Source organism: Sphingomonas sp. M1-B02 (genome assembly GCF_026167525.1).
Lineage (GTDB): Bacteria > Pseudomonadota > Alphaproteobacteria > Sphingomonadales > Sphingomonadaceae > Sphingomonas.
Map to the genome: position 1 here is coordinate 110,600 of NZ_CP110679.1, position 18,648 is coordinate 129,247.

Annotated in this window: 21 protein-coding genes and 1 tRNA gene; 11 read left to right on the top strand and 11 right to left on the bottom strand. The window is 67.1% G+C overall.

Translation table 11 applies throughout. The annotated features are described in order from the left end of the window. Positions 1-91: 91 nt before the first annotated feature. The 4 genes from OKW87_RS00540 to OKW87_RS00555 form a co-directional block, all read right to left on the bottom strand. Positions 92-1,918 carry a M1 family metallopeptidase gene (locus OKW87_RS00540; RefSeq protein ID WP_265541447.1) on the bottom strand — a complete coding sequence of 609 codons (1,827 nt, stop codon included), beginning with the start codon at positions 1,916-1,918 and terminating at the stop codon, positions 92-94. Between the two features lie 1,585 nt (positions 1,919-3,503). Next, positions 3,504-3,965: an acyl carrier protein gene (locus tag OKW87_RS00545; protein ID WP_265541448.1), complete on the bottom strand. Its 462-nt coding sequence runs from the start codon at positions 3,963-3,965 to the stop codon at positions 3,504-3,506. Positions 3,966-4,082: 117 nt separating this feature from the next. Continuing rightward, positions 4,083-5,183 (bottom strand): 3-dehydroquinate synthase, encoded by a 1,101-nt coding sequence (aroB, locus tag OKW87_RS00550; protein ID WP_265541449.1) that lies wholly within the window; start codon positions 5,181-5,183, stop codon positions 4,083-4,085. Further along, entirely contained in the window at positions 5,180-5,719 is a 540-nt protein-coding gene (locus OKW87_RS00555; protein ID WP_265541450.1) for a shikimate kinase, read from the bottom strand. Before OKW87_RS00555 ends, aroB begins: the two co-directional genes overlap by 4 nt. A gap of 71 nt (positions 5,720-5,790) precedes the next feature. Between OKW87_RS00555 and OKW87_RS00560 the strand changes: the two genes are divergently transcribed. The 4 genes from OKW87_RS00560 to OKW87_RS00575 all read left to right on the top strand — a co-directional run bounded on the left by OKW87_RS00560 (position 5,791) and on the right by OKW87_RS00575 (position 9,824). Continuing rightward, positions 5,791-5,928, top strand: a complete 138-nt coding sequence (locus OKW87_RS00560; RefSeq protein ID WP_265541451.1) for a hypothetical protein — start codon at positions 5,791-5,793, stop codon at positions 5,926-5,928. After that, positions 5,909-7,711: a hypothetical protein gene (locus tag OKW87_RS00565; protein ID WP_265541452.1), complete on the top strand. Its 1,803-nt coding sequence runs from the start codon at positions 5,909-5,911 to the stop codon at positions 7,709-7,711. The genes OKW87_RS00560 and OKW87_RS00565 overlap by 20 nt, the downstream gene beginning before the upstream one ends. A gap of 10 nt (positions 7,712-7,721) precedes the next feature. Beyond that, entirely contained in the window at positions 7,722-8,624 is a 903-nt protein-coding gene (locus OKW87_RS00570) for a tyrosine-type recombinase/integrase (protein WP_265541453.1), read from the top strand. A 249-nt stretch (positions 8,625-8,873) separates the two neighbouring features. Continuing rightward, a complete protein-coding gene (locus OKW87_RS00575; RefSeq protein WP_265541454.1) occupies positions 8,874-9,824 on the top strand; it encodes an acetyl-CoA carboxylase carboxyltransferase subunit alpha in 951 nt (316 codons plus the stop codon). Between the two features lie 77 nt (positions 9,825-9,901). On the opposite strand, the gene OKW87_RS00580 is transcribed toward OKW87_RS00575, so the two are convergent. Both OKW87_RS00580 and OKW87_RS00585 read right to left on the bottom strand, forming a co-directional pair. Next, positions 9,902-10,066, bottom strand: a complete 165-nt coding sequence (locus tag OKW87_RS00580; protein WP_265541455.1) for a Flp family type IVb pilin — start codon at positions 10,064-10,066, stop codon at positions 9,902-9,904. Between the two features lie 130 nt (positions 10,067-10,196). Continuing rightward, the gene (locus tag OKW87_RS00585) at positions 10,197-10,382 is read right to left on the bottom strand and encodes a Flp family type IVb pilin (protein WP_265541456.1); all 186 of its coding nucleotides are present in this window, start codon (positions 10,380-10,382) and stop codon (positions 10,197-10,199) included. 61 nt (positions 10,383-10,443) lie between these two features. On the opposite strand from OKW87_RS00585, the gene OKW87_RS00590 reads away from it, so the two are divergent. Beyond that, positions 10,444-10,857, top strand: a complete 414-nt coding sequence (locus OKW87_RS00590; protein ID WP_265544179.1) for a (deoxy)nucleoside triphosphate pyrophosphohydrolase — start codon at positions 10,444-10,446, stop codon at positions 10,855-10,857. Positions 10,858-10,860: 3 nt separating this feature from the next. On the opposite strand, the gene OKW87_RS00595 is transcribed toward OKW87_RS00590, so the two are convergent. Beyond that, entirely contained in the window at positions 10,861-11,694 is an 834-nt protein-coding gene (locus OKW87_RS00595) for a class I SAM-dependent methyltransferase (RefSeq protein ID WP_265541457.1), read from the bottom strand. Between the two features lie 42 nt (positions 11,695-11,736). On the opposite strand from OKW87_RS00595, the gene OKW87_RS00600 reads away from it, so the two are divergent. The 6 genes from OKW87_RS00600 (at position 11,737) to OKW87_RS00625 (ending at position 14,510) form a co-directional block, all read left to right on the top strand. After that, positions 11,737-12,468 carry a ComF family protein gene (locus OKW87_RS00600; protein ID WP_265541458.1) on the top strand — a complete coding sequence of 244 codons (732 nt, stop codon included), beginning with the start codon at positions 11,737-11,739 and terminating at the stop codon, positions 12,466-12,468. A 32-nt stretch (positions 12,469-12,500) separates the two neighbouring features. Further along, positions 12,501-12,758, top strand: a complete 258-nt coding sequence (gene grxC / locus OKW87_RS00605) for a glutaredoxin 3 (protein WP_265541459.1) — start codon at positions 12,501-12,503, stop codon at positions 12,756-12,758. Beyond that, positions 12,755-13,579 carry a carbon-nitrogen hydrolase family protein gene (locus tag OKW87_RS00610; protein WP_265541460.1) on the top strand — a complete coding sequence of 275 codons (825 nt, stop codon included), beginning with the start codon at positions 12,755-12,757 and terminating at the stop codon, positions 13,577-13,579. The genes grxC and OKW87_RS00610 overlap by 4 nt, the downstream gene beginning before the upstream one ends. Beyond that, a complete protein-coding gene (locus tag OKW87_RS00615; protein ID WP_265541461.1) occupies positions 13,576-14,031 on the top strand; it encodes a DUF1178 family protein in 456 nt (151 codons plus the stop codon). The genes OKW87_RS00610 and OKW87_RS00615 overlap by 4 nt, the downstream gene beginning before the upstream one ends. Positions 14,032-14,065: 34 nt before the next feature. Then, positions 14,066-14,142, top strand: a tRNA-Arg gene (locus OKW87_RS00620). Positions 14,143-14,162: 20 nt separating this feature from the next. Next, positions 14,163-14,510: a DUF2200 domain-containing protein gene (locus OKW87_RS00625; RefSeq protein WP_265541462.1), complete on the top strand. Its 348-nt coding sequence runs from the start codon at positions 14,163-14,165 to the stop codon at positions 14,508-14,510. Positions 14,511-14,708: 198 nt separating this feature from the next. Here the strand turns inward: OKW87_RS00625 and OKW87_RS00630 are convergent, their stop codons facing one another. The 4 genes from OKW87_RS00630 to OKW87_RS00645 are packed head-to-tail and all read right to left on the bottom strand — an operon-like array spanning position 14,709 to position 18,645. Beyond that, complete coding sequence (locus OKW87_RS00630) at positions 14,709-16,868, bottom strand: TonB-dependent receptor (protein WP_265541463.1); 2,160 nt, start codon at positions 16,866-16,868, stop codon at positions 14,709-14,711. A gap of 14 nt (positions 16,869-16,882) precedes the next feature. Then, on the bottom strand, positions 16,883-17,047 hold the full coding sequence (locus tag OKW87_RS00635) for a hypothetical protein (protein WP_265541464.1): 165 nt from the start codon (positions 17,045-17,047) through the stop codon (positions 16,883-16,885). Next, positions 17,044-18,195: a PepSY-associated TM helix domain-containing protein gene (locus OKW87_RS00640; protein ID WP_265541465.1), complete on the bottom strand. Its 1,152-nt coding sequence runs from the start codon at positions 18,193-18,195 to the stop codon at positions 17,044-17,046. The genes OKW87_RS00635 and OKW87_RS00640 overlap by 4 nt, the downstream gene beginning before the upstream one ends. A 51-nt stretch (positions 18,196-18,246) precedes the next feature. After that, positions 18,247-18,645 (bottom strand): hypothetical protein, encoded by a 399-nt coding sequence (locus OKW87_RS00645; protein ID WP_265541466.1) that lies wholly within the window; start codon positions 18,643-18,645, stop codon positions 18,247-18,249. Between the last annotated feature and the right edge of the window lie 3 nt (positions 18,646-18,648).

Below are 18,648 nucleotides of genomic sequence, written 5' to 3' on the forward strand. Positions count from 1 at the left end.
CGCTTCGGCTACCACCGCTGTTGTCCTTCCCGGCTTCTCTCCGAAATGGGCCCCGGCCTTCGCCGGGGTGACGGATAGGGCGGGACTGCGCCTACTTCGCGGTGACGATCTTCTCGATCTGCGCAGCGGTGCTGGGATGATAGGTGCCGCGCGCTTTCTCGAACAGGTCGCGCGCGATCGGGCGGCCCCAGTCGCCCTGGGCCATCAGCGCCTCGTAGATCGGGCGGATCAGCAGGCCGCGGCCGACGCTGGTGGCGAAGGCGCGGATCGATGGGAGCGCGGGTTCGTAGCGATTGGCGATGGCGAGTTCCGCCCAGGCCGAGCGGACATAGGCGTTCGACGAGGCGGACAGGCCGAGCGTGTCGTCCAGCTCCTTGAGCCGCGCCGGGGTCTGCTGGCGGGGGAGGCCGTTGAGGAAGCGCAGCCATTGCTGGGTGGCCCAGCCTTGGGTGTTCACCGCCGAGACCGGACCGCCGGCTTTCACCGCGGCAAGCAGACCGTCGACCTGCGCCAGCGTCGCCGAAGTCACGTGAACGGCGTTTTCGGGGAGGCCGGGCTGATAGGTCCAGCGATCGAGCTGGAGCTTCGCCTCGAGCGCCTTGTCGCTTTTGATGAGGTTCTTGCGGATGTCTGCCAGGAAGCCCGCGCTGGTCTGCGGCTGGAAGGCGTGGCGATCAAAATAGGAGCGGAGATAGGCGTCGAAAGCGGGGCGGCCGACCGCGACTTCGATCGTGCGCAGGAAGACCGAGCCCTTGAAATAATCGAGCTGGCCCGCGGTCGCGCCGGGATCGCCGTGGAGGCGGGTGGTGGGGGCATTGTCGCCGCCTGCTTCCTTTATGTCCTTGACCAGCCCGTCCCAATCGAGATCGGCGTAGAGCGCGGCGCGCTCCTTGCCATAGACCGCTTCCATGATGCGGTTCTCGAAATAGGTGGTGAACCCCTCGTTGAGCCAGCTGTCCGACCAGGTGGCGTTGGTGACGAGATTGCCCGACCAGCTGTGCGCGAGCTCGTGCGCGACGACATCGGTGTTCGAACGGTCGCCGGTGATGATCGTCGGGGTGAGGAAAGTGAGCGTGGGGTTTTCCATGCCGCCGAACGGGAAGCTGGGGGGCAGGATCAGCATGTCGTAGCGGCCCCAGCGATAGGGGCCGTAGAGCGCCTGCGCCGCGTCGATCATCTTCTCGACATCGGCGACTTCGTCCGCGGCGGCATCGACCATGCTCGGCTCGGACCAGACGCCCGAGCGGGGGCCGGTCGCCTTGAAGGCGAGATCGCCGACCGCGAAGGCGATCAGATAGGGCGGGACCGGCTTGTCCATGCGATAGGTGAAGACGCCGGGGGTGGGGCTGGGGGGCTCGACATACTCGCCGCTCATCACCGCGCGGAGGTTTTGCGGCACGCGCAGCGTGGCGCTCCAGGTCTGGCGGATGCCGGGGCTGTCCTGGGTGGGGATCCAGCTGCGATTGTTGATCGGCTGGCCCTGGCTGAACAGATAGGGCGATTTCTTGCCGGCGGTGAGCGCGGGCGGGAGCCATTGCAGCGCGGTGGCGCCTGGCCTGGTCGTGTAGCGTATCTCGATGCGACGGGCGGTGCCGAGCTGGACCGTGAGGGCCTGGCCGAGCTCGGGATCGTCGGCGCCCAGCGACCATTGGAGCGGCTTGCCTTTGGCGTCGGTGATCGCGGCGATGTCGAGATCGTCGACGTCGAGGATGATTTCCTTCGCGCCGGGCGCGGCGAGGATATCGAGCGCGGCCTTGCCGGTGAGCGTCTTCGCGGCGAAATCGGCGGTCAGGTCGAGATCGACATGGGTGACGCGGGCGATTTCGGGCCGGGCGTGGGTCCAGACGTCCTTTGCCTCGGGGGTGGTGAGGATCGGGGCGGGCTTCGCGACCTGCTGGGCGGCGGCGGGGGCGGTCATGGCAAGGAGCGAGACGGCGGCAAGAGCGGTGTGAAGGGTTCGCATAGGGGCACTGCTATGCGCATCCCCGCTGAACGGCAACTGACGCTGGGTGCGGCGGCGCGGCGATTCGGAGCGCTTAGCTTCCCACTTTTCCCGCGAATCGTGATGTTTCGTTGCGCAGCTGGGTAACGTTGTTGCGTCGAGGGCGAAGCGTGGGCGTGGCGAGCGTAGGAACATATAAGGAACATGACACATTTCGGCGCTGTAGGAAAGGCTTTCAGGGCACCTCCGAAGGCCAGTGGGACAGGCAGCTAAGGACCCAGACGTGGACGTTCCAGACCAGCTTTCAGCTTCCTGATTGCAGACGCTCGTTCAACAACGCAGCATGCACTCGAAGTGAAGGGCGGTCACACGATGTCAATAATCCCGATGAATGGACAAGCGACGCGGCGGTCGCCCTTATTGTTGCTGGCGGCGCTCTGCTCAGGTGCTTCCTCGCCTACGCAAGACGAGCCCCTACATTGCCATCAGATGGGGCCTTACATCGTGTTTTTTAATCGGACTCGGCGGAGCTGTCGCGAGAGGCGAAACGCACATTAGACTTCGTCATCAAAGCCAATGAGAGCGCATGTTCGTTGCCGATGGGGTGGCTAGTGGGGCATACCGACACGCGCGAGAGCCCTAGCCTCGCGAGCACACGGACCGGAGCGATCTGGCATTATCTACGAACGCACGGATGGCGCATCGAGGCAGTCGGATCGAAAGGCTATGGCGCGAGCCGACCTCGTATCGCCACACCGCCTGGTGTGAGCGAACGGCAAAACCGTCGCGTGGAAATCTTCTATTCGACAGCAGACGGCCCGGGCAAATTGAGGCTGCTATAGTGGCGGTTATCACATGTCCCTCGCTACAAGCCGCCAGTCGCTTAACCACCCACTTTCAGCCATCTGGCTCTGAGCGCGTCGCGCTCGAAGCCGCCAGACCGGAAACGACCCGCTTGCGCACGTTCAAGTCACAGGCTGGCACTGGATCGTGATGCGGCTGTGGCCACCCCTACGCCCCGGCGGCAAGCGGGGGATAGACCAAAGGTCGTTGGGGGCAGAGCGTCGAAACCTCGCCACACACGCCAACCTGTCTGGAGCGGTTTCACCGAGATACGTTGCGACTCCGCCATCTCGCAAGAGTCCGAACTGACAACGAAGCAGTGTCGGGCCGCCGCTGCAAAGCAAGTTTTGGATGTGCTGTTGAGGCGCATTGTCGACATCGCGACCTGCATTTGCCCATCGAGCGGCGAGCTCGTTTCCGTTTCCGATCATCGCGTTCGATTGAAGGTCGCTCCAGATTGCTGCGCGAAGTTGCCTTGCATACTCTTCTGCGGGAGGAGCCATCTTGACACGTTCGATCGGCGAGACCGCGCATCCAGACGTAAGGGCCGACGCGAAAGCGAGATGAATGAAAGTGCGCCTCATTGCATCGGTGTAGCCGATCGATGTCCGCTAGCCACCCAATCTCGGACATCGGGACGCGCGACAGCCCTGACTGAAAGCGGACGGGCAGGAAACGACCCAGCGCTAGTCGTTCGGTCGCCTGCGCTGAATACCTATTAGCGGACCTTCGTGGAATCGTTCGGCCACGCACCATCTCGAATTACCTGCGCCAGCCCTTCGATTGTAAGATGGCGCTTCGGCTTTGCTGGCAAAAGCCAGCCAACGCAGAGCCACAATGCGAAGAACGTCACCACCCCGACGAGCCCCCCTATATGGGTCGTGAGATCGAAGACGGTCGCGATCCACACGGTTAGCGCTGTAGACGGAACCATCAACGCTAGGCCCAAAAGGAAGCCCCGAAGAGTCCCGCCTTCGTTGTGAAAAAACTCTGGCCATTGCTCATTGAGCGCCGAGAAGTTTGTTCCAAAGCGTTCATGAAGCCGCTGGAACAAGTCCGATGCGTCGTCACCATCTACGCCTAAATCATGCCCAAGCCTCGCGGTAGGGCTGAGCTTAGCCACAGGGATGCCGTGCTCATCATGCAAGAGATCAGTAATCACCGCCAGCGGGTCGTCCATGGTCCGACAATAGCGCACTGCCGCGCGTCCGCTATAGGCCTCAACTCACCGAAAGCCGCCGGTCGGCAAACCACCCAATTTCCGGACGTATCCCGCTCTGCTTGCGGGCGAGAGAGGTTACCGCGACTGCGCATCGAGGAATCCCGCGACGTCGGCAAGTTCGACCGTCTTGTCGAGGAAGGTCTGGCCGATGCCGCGGGCGAGGAGGAAGGGGAGGGTGCCGGCGGCCATTTTCTTGTCGTGGAGCATATGCTCGACCAGCGCTGCGCCCGATGCGGTGATGCCGGCGGCGGCTAGGCCGTCGGGGAGGCCGACGCTGCGGAGGTGGGCGGCGACGCGCTGCGAGTCCTGGGTGGGGCAGAGGCCCCGTCGCGCGGAGTAAGCGAAGGCCAGCGCCATGCCGGCGGCGACGCCTTCGCCGTGGAGGAGCTTGTCGGAGAAGTCGGTTTCGGCCTCGAGCGCGTGGCCGAAGGTGTGGCCGAGATTGAGGAGGGCGCGCTTGCCGCTGGTCTCGCGCTCGTCTTCGCCGACGATGCGGGCCTTGGCGGCGACCGAATGGGCGATGGCGTAGGCGCGCGCTTCGGAATCGCCGGCGAGCAGGGCGGCGGCGTTGGCTTCGCAATATTCGAAGAAGGCGAAATCGTCGATCAGGCCATATTTGACGACTTCGGCATAGCCGGCGCGGACCTGGCGGGGATCGAGCGTGGCGAGCAGATCGGGGTCGATCAGGACCAGCGCCGGCTGGTGGAAGGCGCCGATGAGATTCTTGCCGGCGCGCGTGTTGATCGCGGTCTTGCCGCCGACCGAGGAATCGACCTGCGCGAGCAGCGTGGTGGGTATCTGGACGAAATTGCAGCCGCGCTTGACGATGCTGGTGGCGAAGCCGACCAGATCGCCGATCACCCCGCCGCCGAGCGCAATGACATGGTCGCTGCGCTCGACGCCCAGTTCGAGCAGGCGATCGGTGAGCGCTTCGAGCTGGCGCCAGCTCTTGGTCGCTTCGCCGGGGGGCAGGAGGATCGCCTCGCTGGCAATGCCGGCGGCGGCGAGGCTGGACTGGAGCGTCGCCAGATGCGGGCGGAGATTTTCGTCGGTGACGATCGGCATCGCCCGGCCGCGGGCGAGCGGGGCGAGTGCTTCGCCAGCGCAAGCGAGCAGCCCGGCTTCGATGCGAACGTCGTAGCTGCGGTCGCCGAGCGCGACGGGGATGCTTTTCACGGGGCGATGGCTTTCAATATCTCTTCGACGGTGAAGTCGTGCGGCGCGGCTACGCTCTGCACCCGAACCGGGGCAAGCGCGTAAAAGGGATTTCGCACCTTGGCGAGTTCGGTGAGGACGGTGTGGGGATCCTTGCCGCGGAGCAAAGGGCGGGTGTTGCGGCGGCCGACGCGCTCGGCGAGCACCGCGGGCTCGGCGTCGAGCCAGATCGCGATCGCCTGATCGAGGATGAGCGCGCGGGTCGCCTCGTTCAGGAAGGCGCCGCCGCCGGTGGCGATCACCTTGGGGGTGCCGTCGATCAGCCGGGCGATGACCCGCCGCTCGCCGTCGCGAAAATGGGGTTCGCCGAATCGCTCGAAGATTTCGCTTATGGTCAGGCCCGCCGCAGCCTCGATCTCATGGTCGGCATCGACGAAGGGCAGGCGCATGCGCTGGGCGAGGCGGCGGCCGACGGTGGTCTTGCCCACACCCATCAGCCCGACCAGGACGATCGGCTTGCCCTTCCACGGCCAAATAGGTGCATGCGTTTGCAACATCGTGCGGGGGCTATACAGCGAGGCAGGGTCTCGGGCAAAAGGCCGGCGCAGTCTTAATTCAGGTCCGTTCCATGTCCCGCTTGATCACAATCGTCGTCATCCTCCTCGTGCTGCTGATCGGGGGAATCGTCTTCCTTTCGACCCGCAGCACCGAGCAAGAGCCGGTCCGCATGGAAAAGGCGGTCCCGCTTGATAACCTCACCAACTAAGCGTTCGCGGATCGCGCTGGCGGCATCGCTGCTGGCGGGCGTCGCGCTGGTTGCGGGCATAGGCATGCCCGCATCGGGGCAGGACACGCCCGAATCGCTGCTGCCGCCCGGTTTCGACGATCCGGCGCCGACCGCTGCGCCCACCCCTGCGCCGACGCGCGGGGGCGAAGTCGTGCAGCCGATCCCGGCGCCCGACCTGCTCCCCGACGATTCGATTCCGGCCAATGTGAGCGAGGCAGCGCTTGGCAACGAACAGGATGTCGCCGAAGTCGACCTGACCAAATATGAGCTGCCCGAATTCGCCCGCCATTCGCTGGCGCGGGTGGGCGTGCTGGCGGCGGGCAACACGCCCTTCCCGGCGAACGCGTTCGGCGCGACCGACGGGCGCTATCTGCAGACGCTGATGCGGCGGCTCGATGCGCCGGTCGCGTCGCGCTGGGCGTCGATCGTGCTGCGGCGCGCGCTGATGTCGCCGACCGATACGCCGGCCAATATCGGCGGCGCGGACTTCGCGGCCGAGCGCGCCTGGCTGCTGGTGCGGATGGGCGAGGCGATCGCGGCGCGCGCGGTGGTGAGCGACGTCGATATCGACAATTATACGACGCGACTGTTCCAGGTCGCGGAGCAGGTTTCGCTGGCGACCGCCGATCCGGCAGGCCTCTGCCCGATCGCCGAGCCCGCATCGGTGGCGATCGGGCAGCGCGGCTGGGCACTCGCCAAGGCGATGTGCGCGGGACTGGCGGGGAAGCCCAACGAGGCCGGGCAATTGCTCAGCCAGGCGCGGCGGGGAACCGGCGCGGGCAATATCGACAATCTGCTGGCGGAGAAGATCGTCGGTGCGGGCGCGCAGGGCCGGCGCGCGGTGACGATCGAGTGGAACGGGGTGAGCCAGCTTACGTCGTGGCGCTGGGGGCTGGCGACGGCGACCGGCCTCGAGGTTCCCGCCTCGCTCTATCAGACCGCCGGTCCGCAGGTGCGCTATTGGCAGGCGCTTTCGCCTTATATCGATCCCGCGGCGCGCGCGCCCGCTGCGGAGCTTGCGGCAACCGCAGGCGTCTTTTCGAACGCCGGGCTGGTCGACCTCTATTCGGAGATCGACCAGGCGGGTGAAGGCGGCAACGGTCCGATGGCGATCGCGCGCGACCTGCGCACTGCCTATACCGACAGCGAAGCCGGGGATCGGCTGACCGCGATCCGGACATTGTGGAGCGGCGCGCAGTCGCCGCGGATGCAATATGCGCGATCGATCCTGACCGCGCGGGCAGCATCGTGGATCCCGGCGAACGCCGAGGTCGAAGAGCCCGAGAAGCTGATCGCGTCGATGCTCTCCGCAGGGCTGGAGGCGTCGGCGCTCGAATGGCGATCGGTGGTGCCGCGCGGAAGCATGGGCTGGGGGCTGCTGGCGCTGGCCGATCCGGCGACGACGCCGGTGGCGTTCGGCGATTTCGATACGTTCCGCGAGGCGACGACGCCGCGCAAGGCACAGATGATGCTGGCCGGACTGGCCGGGCTCGGACGGCTGGAGACGGCGGATGCGCAGCGCGGGGCGGTGGCGGTCGATGTCCAGATCGGCGGCTTCAACGACTGGACCCGCGCGATCGATGCAGCCGGGATTCGCGGCGATGGCGCGACGGTGGCGCTGCTGGCGGCGGTGGGGATGCAGACCAGCGGCTGGGAGCGGGTGACGCCCGAGGCGTTGTTCCACATCGTTGCGGCGATGCGCGCGGCGGGGATGACCAATTATGCGCGGATGATCGCCGTCGAGGCGGTCACGCGCGCATGAGCCCGGGCGCTTGAGCGCGCTCGACGACCGCGGGCTGATCGAGCGTTTCCTGGAAATGATGCGCGCCGAGGCGGGCGCGGCGGGCAATACGATCGCTGCCTACGGCACCGATCTGCGGCTGGCGTCGGAACTGCTCGAGGGGCGTCTGGGCGAAGCTATCGCGGCCGACCTCGAGCGGCTGGGGGCCGCCTGGCAGACGCTGGCGCGCACTACGGTGGCGCGGAAATCTGCGGCGCTGCGGCGCTTTTTCGCGTTTCTGGCGGACGAGGGACTTCGGTCCGACGATCCGGGCGGGGCGCTGCCGCGGCCGGGTTCTTCGCGGGGACTGCCGAAAGTGCTGAGCACCGGCGATGTCGACCGGCTGTTTGCGGTGATCGCCCGCCGGCAGGCGCGGGTGCCGGCGGATCCGAACGATCTGCGGCTGAGCGCGCTGGTCGAACTGCTCTACGGATCTGGTCTGCGCGCGACCGAATTGGTGTCGCTGCCGCGCAATGCGATCGCGCCCGATCGGCCCTATCTGATCCTGAAGGGCAAAGGCGGGCGCGAGCGGCTGGTGCCGATATCGGATCGCGCGCGGGCGGCGGTGGCGGCATGGCGGGCGCATGTCGACGTCGGGCGGGCCTGGCTGTTTCCCTCGGGCAAGGGGCATCTGTCGCGGGTGCGGCTGCACCAGATCATCCGCGCGCTGGCGGCGGAGGCGGGGATCCCGCCCGATCGGATCAGCCCGCATGTGCTGCGCCACGCCTTCGCCACGCATCTGCTGGAGGGCGGCGCCGATCTGCGCGCGCTGCAGGCGATGCTGGGGCATGCCGATATCGCGACGACCGAAATCTATACGCATGTCGACAGCAAGCGGCTGGTCGAGCTGGTCAATTCCCGGCACCCGCTGGGGGAGGCTCTGGCGCGGAAGTGAGTTGGTTCGCGCAACGACGCAACGACGCGACGAAGGCACTGCCTCCGGCGGTGTCAGCCGCCGCTCGATCCTCAGGCCAAGCGGCAACGGTTCGTGATGGAAGGCCGCTAGCGCGGCAAGCTCTACATCGTTGCGTCGTCGCGTCGTTGCGCGAACATCTTCTTCGCGCCTTTGCGCCTTCGCGTGATCCAACTCTCCTTGAGGCCGCACGCGTTGACGCAAAGGCCGGCGCGTCCTAACCGCGCAACGATGGCAACCTTCCTCGATTTCGAGAAACCGATCGCCGAGCTGCAGAGCCGGATCGATGAGCTTCGTCGCACCGCCGAGGGCGGCGAGGTCAATATCGATGCGGAGATCGAGCCGCTCCAGGTCAAGTCCGATCGGCTGCTGCTCGATACCTATGCGCGGCTGACCCCCTGGCAGAAGACGCAGGTCGCGCGGCATCCCGAGCGCCCGCATTTCAAACATTATGTCGCGGGGCTGATCGAGGATTTCATGCCGCTGGGCGGCGACCGCGCCTTTGCCGACGACGCCGCGATCATCGGCGGGCTCGGGCGCTTTCGCGGGCGCCGGGTGATGGTGATCGGCCATGAGAAAGGCGACGACACCGCGAGTCGGCTCAAGCATAATTTCGGAATGGGTAAGCCCGAGGGCTATCGCAAGGCGATCCGGCTGATGCGGCTGGCCGACAAATTCCATATCCCGGTGGTGACCTTGGTCGATACGTCGGGCGCGTTTCCCGGTGTCCAGGCCGAGGAGCGTGGCCAGGCCGAGGCGATCGCGCGATCGACCGAACAGTGCCTGAACCTGGGGGTGCCGCTGGTGGCGTCGATCCTGGGCGAGGGCGGTTCGGGCGGCGCGGTGGCGCTGGCGGCGGGCAACCGGGTGCTGATGATGGAGCATGCGGTCTATTCGGTGATCTCGCCCGAGGGCTGCGCATCGATCCTGTGGCGGACGTCGGACAAGGCGTCGGACGCGGCCGAGGCGATGAAGGTCACCGCGCAGCATCTGAAGGAATTGGGCGTGATCGACGGGATCGTTCGCGAGCCGCTGGGCGGGGCGCACCGGGCTCCCGCGGCTGCGATCGAGTCGCTGGGCGATGCGATCGCGGAGGCGCTCGACGAACTGGAGGGGCTTTCGCCCGACGGGCTGCGCCAGGCGCGGCGCGCGAAATTCCTGGCGATGGGCCGGCTTCAGTAACAGCCCGAGCGGATGCACGAAAAAGGGCGGCGGAACCTTGGTTCCACCGCCCCGATCCGTTTTCAAGTCGATGAGGCTTAGCTCTTCATGTTCGACGAGACGTTCGTGAAGGTCTTGTTGAGCTGGTTGCCCAGACCCTGCATCGCGGCGATGGCGGCGACTGCGATGAGCGCGGCGATCAGGCCATACTCGATTGCGGTGGCGCCCTTGGAATTCTTGAGGAAAGTGCGAATCTTCTGCATACCGGTCTCCATCGTTTCAACTGTGCTTCATTCACCCGGCCTCCCCGGAAAACCGGTTCGGCACGAGGAGCGTAGGACAGAGGAGGTAAAGAAACGGATAAGGCGCAGCGTTACGATCGAGTAACGATGTTCAGCCCCCGCTGGCCGTGACCTTGTCGTTGATATTGCTCCACAGATTCATGCTGGCGTCGCCAAGCGCGATTAGGCCGATCATCAAGCTGATCACGATCAGCGCCAGGATCAGGCCATATTCGACGGCGGTGGCAGCGCGCCGATCGCGGAGCAGCCTGGCAGTGACGTGGTACAGGCTTCGCATCGGCAGAGACTTCATCGCTATGGTGTGACGTGGGTAATGAAGGGCAGTTAAGGAAGTGCTGATCGATACGTCTCCCTTGTTGCTGGTGGTCGCCGCGGCGCTGGTCGACGGTGGTGGGCGCGTTCTCGTGCAGCAGCGGCCGGCGGGTAAGCCGATGGCCGGGCTATGGGAGTTCCCCGGCGGGAAAATCGAAGGCGGCGAAACGCCCGAGGCGGCGCTGGCGCGGGAGCTCCACGAGGAATTGGGGATCGATGTCGACCCCGCCGCGATGGCGCCGCTCGCCTTCGCCAGCGAGGGGCTTGGCGGGCGGCACCTGCTGCTGATGCTTTATGTCGTGCGGGCGTGGGACGCAGTGCCCGAGGCGCGGCATGCCAGCGCGCTGCGCTGGGTAACGCCGGCCGAGCTGCGCGGGCTGGCGATGCCGCCGGCGGATGCGCCGCTGATCGGGGCGCTGGAGCGTCTGCTTAGGGGGTGAGGCTCAGCCTTTCGGCTTGAGCGCCTCTGCCAGCGAGGAAGTGGCGCTGCCGGGACGGGCGGGCTTGGGTTGCGACGGGTCCGGGGCCCAGCCGGTCAGATAGACGATCTCGAAACGTTCGGGGACGCGGCCATCGGGGTCGGCGCGCCCTGCAAAGGCCTGGGCGGCGGCGAACAGCGTCTCGCGGCGCAGCGGGCTGGCATCCCGGAGCAGATTGGTGCCGGCCATGCCGCGCAGGTCGCGGAGCAAATTGGGCAGGCCGGCATAGCGGACGGTGAGCGTCTCCACGTCCGAGACCGGCAATGCGAAGCCGGCGCGGGACAGCAAATCGCCGGCCGAGCGGACGTCGATCTGGGGGTGGAAGCGCGCGGCGGGGCGATCGGTCTCTGCCGCAAGGAAGGCGCCGCGCAACGTGGCGAGCGTCCCGGCGCCGAGAAAGGCGCCCAGAAAGAGGCCGTCGGGGCGCAGCACGCGGCGGGTGAGGGTGAGCGCGCCGGGGACGTCGTTGACCTGATCGAGCGTGCCGGCGGCAATCACCAGATCGAAGGAGGCGTCGGCAAAGGGGATGCGATCCTCGTCGGCCTGGACGCCGCCGGCGGCCTTGGCGAAGCGGAAGCCTGCGTCGAGATGGGCTATGCGTGCGCCGGGGATGGCGAGATCGCCGGCGAAACTGCCCAGATCGAGGACGTCGCGGAACTCGCGCTTCACGGCATCCAGCCGCTCGAGCAATCCTTCGAGCATATGATCGCGCAGGAAGGCGAAATCGCCAAAGCCGGGCGCGGCCCGGTCGCGGCGAAGCCGGCGGCGGGCGCGGGCAAAGATCTCGGAGTCGGACACGGAGCGGCTTGTGCAGCGGCGGCGCGCCCGCGACAAGGCTGTGTGGCTCTTCTCGCGCCTCTTGCCCGGCTCGCCGACCTCGCGCTCCCGCCGCGCTGCCCCGGCTGCGGCGAAGTCACCGGGGCGGACCATCGCTTCTGCGCGAAATGTTGGGGAAGCCTGCGCTTTCTGGGGCCGCCCTGGTGCGCAGGCTGCCAGCTGCCGTTCGACTATGACCGGGGGGAGGGCGCGCTGTGCGCCGAATGTATGGCCGATCCGCCGCCCCATGCCGGGGTGCGCGCGGCGGTGGCCTATGGCGACGTGGCGCGCAGCGTGGCCCTGAAGCTCAAATATGCGCGGCGGCTGGCCTGCGCCGAGACGATGGCGCGGGCGATGGCGCGGCTGATGCCGCAGGACGCGGACCTGCTCGTGCCGGTGCCGCTGCACCGCTGGCGGATCTGGTCGCGTGGGTTCAACCAGGCGGCGTCCGTCGCGCAGGCGCTGGCGAGGGCGAGCGGCGTGGCGACGGACGCGGAGCTGCTACGACGGGTGAAGGCGACTCCGATCCTGCGCGGGCTGGGACCGAGGGGGCGGGCAAAGGCGGTAGCGGGCGCCTTTGCGCTGGCACCGGGCGCCCCGGAGAAGCTGCGCGGAAGGACCGTGGTGCTGGTCGACGACGTCCACACCAGCGGCGCCACCGCGGCGGCATGCACCCGCGTCTTGCTGCGGGGCGGCGCGGCAAAAGTGATCCTTCTGTGCTGGGCGCGCGTTCTTCCCGGTGAGGCGCTGGATTGACAAGCCCACGCCCGTCACAGCACGAGGATTGCATGGCAAAGATCGAAATCTACACGAAGGCATTCTGCCCTTATTGTTCGCGGGCGTTGAAACTGCTCGGCGAAAAGGGCGTCGAATATCAGGAATATGACATCACGATGGGCGGGCCGAAGCGGCAGGAAATGCTCGAGCGCTCGAACGGCCGCTCCACCGTCCCGCAGGTCTTCATCGACGACGAGCATATCGGCGGATCGGACGATCTTGCCGCGCTGGACCGCGAGGGCGGACTGGACCCTTTGATCGCGGCATGACCCGCGCCGCCCTGCTCCAGATGACGAGCGGGATCGATCCCGCGGCCAATGCGCGCACGCTTGTCGAGGGCGTGGCACAGGCGGCTGCGGGCGGGGCGGCGATGCTGTTCACGCCGGAAATGTCGGGGCTGCTCGATCGCGATCGGGATCGGGGGGCGGCTTCGCTGGCGCACGAGGACGAGGATCGGGTGCTGGCCGCGGTGCGCGAGGCGGCGGCGCGGCACGGCATCTGGGTGCATATCGGCAGCCTGGCGGTCCGCCGCGACGCGGGGAAGCTGGCGAACCGCGGCTTCGTGATCGACTCGAGCGGCGGAATCCGCGCGCGCTACGACAAGGTCCACCTGTTCGACGTCGATTTGCCGAGCGGCGAAAGCTGGCGCGAATCGAACAGCTATGCGCCCGGCGAGCATGCCGTGGCCGTCCAGACGCCGCTGGGCGTGCTGGGGCTGTCGATCTGTTACGATCTGCGCTTCCCGGACCTCTTCCGCACGCTGAGCGATGCCGGGGCGACGATCCTGGCGGTGCCGGCGGCCTTCACCCGACAGACGGGCGCGGCGCACTGGCACGTGCTGTTGCGCGCGCGGGCGATCGAGGCGGCGGCGTTCGTGATCGCCGCAGCGCAGACCGGCGTGCACGAGGATGGCCGCGCGACCTATGGCCATTCGCTGGTGGTTGATTCCTGGGGCGAGGTGCTGCTCGATCAGGGCGAAGCGGCGGGTATCGGCTTTTTTGAAATCGATCCAGCGCGGGTGGAGGCGGCGCGGGAGCGGGTCCCGGTGCTGCGCCATCGCCGTGCCATCCCCGCGGCGGAACTGCTATGATCGCGTTCGACCTCAAATGCAGTGGCGGGCATATCTTCGAGGGCTGGTTCGGATCTAGTGCCGCCTATGAGACGCAGCGCGAGGGGCAGCTGATCTCCTGTCCCTTCTGCGGCGACGCCGACGTCGCCAAGGCGGTGATGGCGCCCAATATCGGCACGAAGGGCAATCGGCAGAGCGTCGTGCCGGCACCCGCGCCCGTCGACGGGCCTCCGCCCGAGGTCGTGAAGGCGGCTATGGCGGCGCTGGCCGGGGCGCAGGCGAAGCTGCTGGAGAAATCCGAGTGGGTGGGCGTCGCCTTTGCCGACAAGGCGCGGGCGATGCATCTGGGCGAGACTCCCGCCGCGCCGATCCACGGCCAGGCGACGCTGGATGAGGCGCGCGCGCTGGCCGACGAGGGCGTGCCGGTCGCGCCGCTTCCGCTGCCGGTGATCCCGCCGGAGCGCCGCAATTGATTCTCCGCCCGGCTGTGCGTACCAGCGCTCGCGTGGCCCGGTAGCTCAGCAGGATAGAGCAAGCGATTCCTAATCGAGAGGTCGGAGGTTCGAATCCTCTCCGGGTCACCAAAGGCGGCGAAGGGGAGCGCATGACTCACCGCATCTACGGGATGACGTTCAAGGGGCTGTACCCCGCTTATGTCGCGAAGGCGGAGAAGAAGGGACGGAGCCGGGCCGACGTCGACACGATCCTCTGCTGGCTGACCGGGCATTCGCCCGCCTCGCTGGAGGCGGTGCTGGCGAGTGCGCAGACGGTCGAAGAATTCTTTGCGCATGCGCCGCATATGAACCCCGCCCGCGATCTCGTGACCGGAACGGTGTGCGGGGTCCGGGTGGAAGCGGTGGAGGAGCCGCTGATGCGCGAGATCCGGCGGCTCGACAAGATGATCGACGAACTTGCCAAGGGGCGGGCAATGGAGCGGATTTTACGCGCCTAGAGCGAGATTCGGCGCGCTAGAATTTCCCCACCACGGCGCAGGCCGGGGCCCAGTATCGGTGCGCAGGCAAAGGCATCCTGCGATCTCAATCGCTTCGCAGCTGGGCCCCGGCCTGCGCCGGGGTGGGTATTTGGCTCAAGTCTGCGCAACCAGTGCGAGGATCCGACCTCGCACTCCCGACGGGAGAGGGAAGCGCTTTTACAAATCCAGCGAGGCCGAGAGCTTGAAGGTCCGCGGCGCGCCCTGGAGCAGGGCCGCGTTGAAGGCGTCGTAGGCGGAGGCCCAATAGCGCTTGTTGGCGACATTATCGACGTTGACGCGCAGCGTCAGCGGGGTGGTGCCGAGCAGGGCGACGTAGCGGGCGCCGAGATCGAAGCGAGTCCATTCGGAGATTTCGAGCGTGTTGGCGGCGTTGACCTGTTGCTTGCCGGTCTGGACGAAGCGGCCGGTGAGGGTTGCGCCGGGCAGGAAGGGCGTATCCCATTCGATATTGGCGTTGACCAGATAGTCGGGCACGCCGACCGCCTTGTTGCCGTCGTTGGCGCCGGCGGGGGTGTCGCGCAGCTTGGCATCGTTGAGCGAGGCGCCGGCGATGAGGCGCAGGCCGGTGGTCAGCTCGCCGTCGACGCTGAACTCGAGGCCGCGGTTGCGCTGTTCGCCATAGACGTCGAAGCGCAGGAAGCCGGGGGCGGCGGGGTCGGGGGCGGCGAAGGCGGTCGGCAGCGTCGTCTGGAAGGCGGCGAGGCTCAGGTTCAGCGCGCCGATCGCGAGCTTGCCGCCGACTTCATATTGGGTGGATTTGTAGGGCGCGAAGACCTCGCCCGGATTGATCAGATTGGGGTCGATCGGCGCAGTCGGGCCCTGCGACAGGCCTTCGATGCGGTTGGCGAACAGCGACAGGCCGGGGACCGGCTTGACGACCAGCCCGAGCACGGGGGTCACCGCTTCCTCGCTATACTGCGTGTCCAGCGCGCCGCCGGCATAGGAATAGTTGCTGGTCTTGATCTTCTGGAGGCGAAGACCCGCGGTGAGCAGCACGCGGCCGTCGAGCAGGCCGATCGTGTCTGATGCGAACATGCTGCCCAGCCGGGTGCGGCTGATCGGATAGGGGTTGTCCAGATCGCCGCCGACGAGGGTTGAGCTCGGCAACGCAACGTCGGGGGTATCGTAGAGATTGGTGGCGTAGCCGGCGAAACCGGGGCCGTAGAGGAAGTCATAGGCGTTGCGGTTGACCTGCCACAGATAGGCGCCGCCGAAATTGATCTCATGGGTGATGGCGGCGCTGCCGAGCTTGACGCGCAGCCCGACCATCGCGGCTTCGTTATTGTCGGTGCGCGGCACGTAGAGCGCATTGCCGCTGGCGGCGCCGGTCAGCGCGTTGGTGACGGTGATCCCGTCGTAAATGCCGTCCTCCGAGCCGTCGCGCGCGCCGAACGATGCGTAGAGCATCGCATTGTCGGTCACGTCCCATTCGCCCTTGGCGATGCCGAAGACGTCGCGGAGGTTCGAATAGCTGAACGCCTGGCCATAATTATGATCGGCACCGGGGACGGCGGGGATCGTAGTGGTGCCGATGATGACCTTGGGGCGCAGATTGCGGACCTCGACGCGCTGATAAGCGAGATCGAGCGACATGCGGACCGTATCGCTGCGGTAGTCGAGCGCGCCGCCGATCACCGCGGTCCGGCGGAACTCGTCGTCGACCGCCACGTCGCCGCTGCGCAGCGCACCGTTGACGCGCAGCCCCCAGCGCCCGTCGCCGAAGCGGCGCGCGACGTCGAAGCTGCCGCCGATATGCGATTTGGAGGCATAGTTGGCGGTGATGCGGGTCAGCGGCACGTCGCCGGCGCGCTTGGGGATCAGGTTGACGCTGCCGCCGATGCCGGTGCCGCCGGGTGCGGCGCCGTTGAGGAAGGCGCTCGCGCCGTTGAGGACCTGGACCTGCTCGTAGAGTTCGGGGGCGATCAGCTGGCGGGGGGCGAGGCCGTACAGCCCGTCGAGGCCGATATCGTCGCCGTAAAGCGTGAAGCCGCGGATCACGAACTGCTCGGCGGCGTTGCCGAAGCCGTAGGAAGTGCGGATCGAGGGATCATTTTCGAGCAGCTGGCCCAGCGTCTGCGGCTGCTGGTTGAGGACGAGCGCGGCATTATAGCTCTTGATGCTGAAGGGCAGGTCTTCGGCGGGCTTGTCGCCCAGCACGCCGGCGCTGCCGCCGCGGACCACCTGCGACTGGTTCTCGCGCTGCGCGGTCACGAGGATCTCGTCGTCGGCTGGCGGGGGAGCGTCCTGCGCGAAGGCAGGCGCGGCCAGTGCGAGTGCCGACGCGGTGGCGGCCAGGCGGAGGGTGAAGCGGAGCATGTCGGGCCTTTCGGTCAGTGGCGTTGGACGCGCATCGCCCAGGCGACGGCGGCGATCGGTGTGGTGAGAGTGATCCAGGAGAGCAGGTCGGCGAGGCCGTTGCCGAGCAGCGCGCTGACCAGCCCGAACAGGCTGAGCGCGGCGAGGAGCAGGGGAATCGCGAAGGTCGAGCGGATCATAAGGCGATCGCGCCGCCGGAGCGGACCTCGGTGACATGCTGATCGAGCGTCGTGCGGCGCCGGCCCAGCCAGAGATAGAGGCCCGAGCCGAGCAGGACGATCGTGAAGAGATCGAGCAGCGCCCACAGGATCTTGAGCGGCAGGCCGCCATAATCGCCGAAATGGAGCGGCTGCGAGAGCAACAGTGCCTGGACGTACCAGGGGAGCGGGCGGACGTCGGTGAGCTGGCCGGTCTCGGCGTCGATCAGCGCCGGGGTCAGCATCTTCTCGGTCAGCGGCGTGTCGCCTTCGAGGAAGACGGCATAATGATGCTTGCTGCTGAAGCTGCCGCCCGGGAAGGCGATGAAGCGCGGATTGGTGCCCGGACGCGCCTTGCGCGCTTCGGCCATCGCTTTGTCGAGCGAGGCGTAGCGGGCGGGGGGCAGCGCGCTCTTGCCCTGATAGGCGCGGGTCATCTCGGCGAGTTCGCCCATCTGCCAGGCCTGGACGATCGGCGTCGCCAGCGTGTTGATCACCCCGGTCAGCCCGACCACGCTCGCCCAGGCCAGTGCGACGATGCCCAGCAGGTTGTGATAATCGAGCCATTTGAGCCGGCGGCTGCGGCGCGTGCGCAACGTGCCGAAGTCGAGCTTGCGCATGAAGGGGGCGTAGAGGACCACACCCGAGACGATCGCGGCGAAGAAGAGGAGTCCCATCAGCCCGAGGAAAAGCATCCCCCATAGCCCCAGGAACAGGTCGGTGTGGAGCTGGAGTAGGAAGGGCATCACGCCGCTCTCGTCGACCTGGCCGGTGGGGGCGCCGGTCGCGCGATCGAACAGCTGTACGGTCATCCCGCTTTCCTCCACGTCGGGGCGGGCGCCGGTGGTGACGGTGAGCAAAGGGCTGGCATTGTCGAACGCCATGAACAGCGGGACCTCGCCCGGGCGGGCGGCGAGCGCCCTGGCGACCATCGCATCGAGCGGGAGGCCGCCCTGCGACGAGGCGACCGCGCCTTGCGCGAGCGGCGGGGCCTGCTCGGTCAGCGCGTCGATCTCATCGTGGAAGATCAATGGCAGCCCGGTGACGCACAGCATCAGCAGGAACAGCGTGCAGACCAGACTCGTCCATTTGTGGACGAGATACCAGGCGCGGACGGTCGAGCGATGCATGCCGCGCCCTATACGGTATTGCGAACCATTAGCAATTGGTTCGTGCAGGCCTCAGGGCTGCTGGAAGCCGAGCGGACGCAGTTCCAGCACGTGGGCGCGGGGATCGCGCGTGAAATAGAGGCCGCCGCGGGTGCTGCCATGGCCGGGGACATAATCGAGCGTCGTACTGCTGGTCTCGATCGTGGTATCGCCTTGCCTGAGCGTGCCTTCGACCTGCAGCGAAGCCGCGGTGCCGTTCGCGCGGTTGATCGCTTCGAACGCGACGAGATAGCCGGTGGCGGTGCGGGTGATACCGCCCGTGGAGACCTCGATCGCGGGCGGCGCCTTGCTGCCCTCGAACAGGGCCTCTCGGCCGATGATCGCAAACAGAGCGAGCAGCAGGAGCAGGCCGATGCCCGCGGCGATCCATTCGAGCAGCGGCGTCTGCGGCTTGCCTGCGGTGTCTGCCATCGT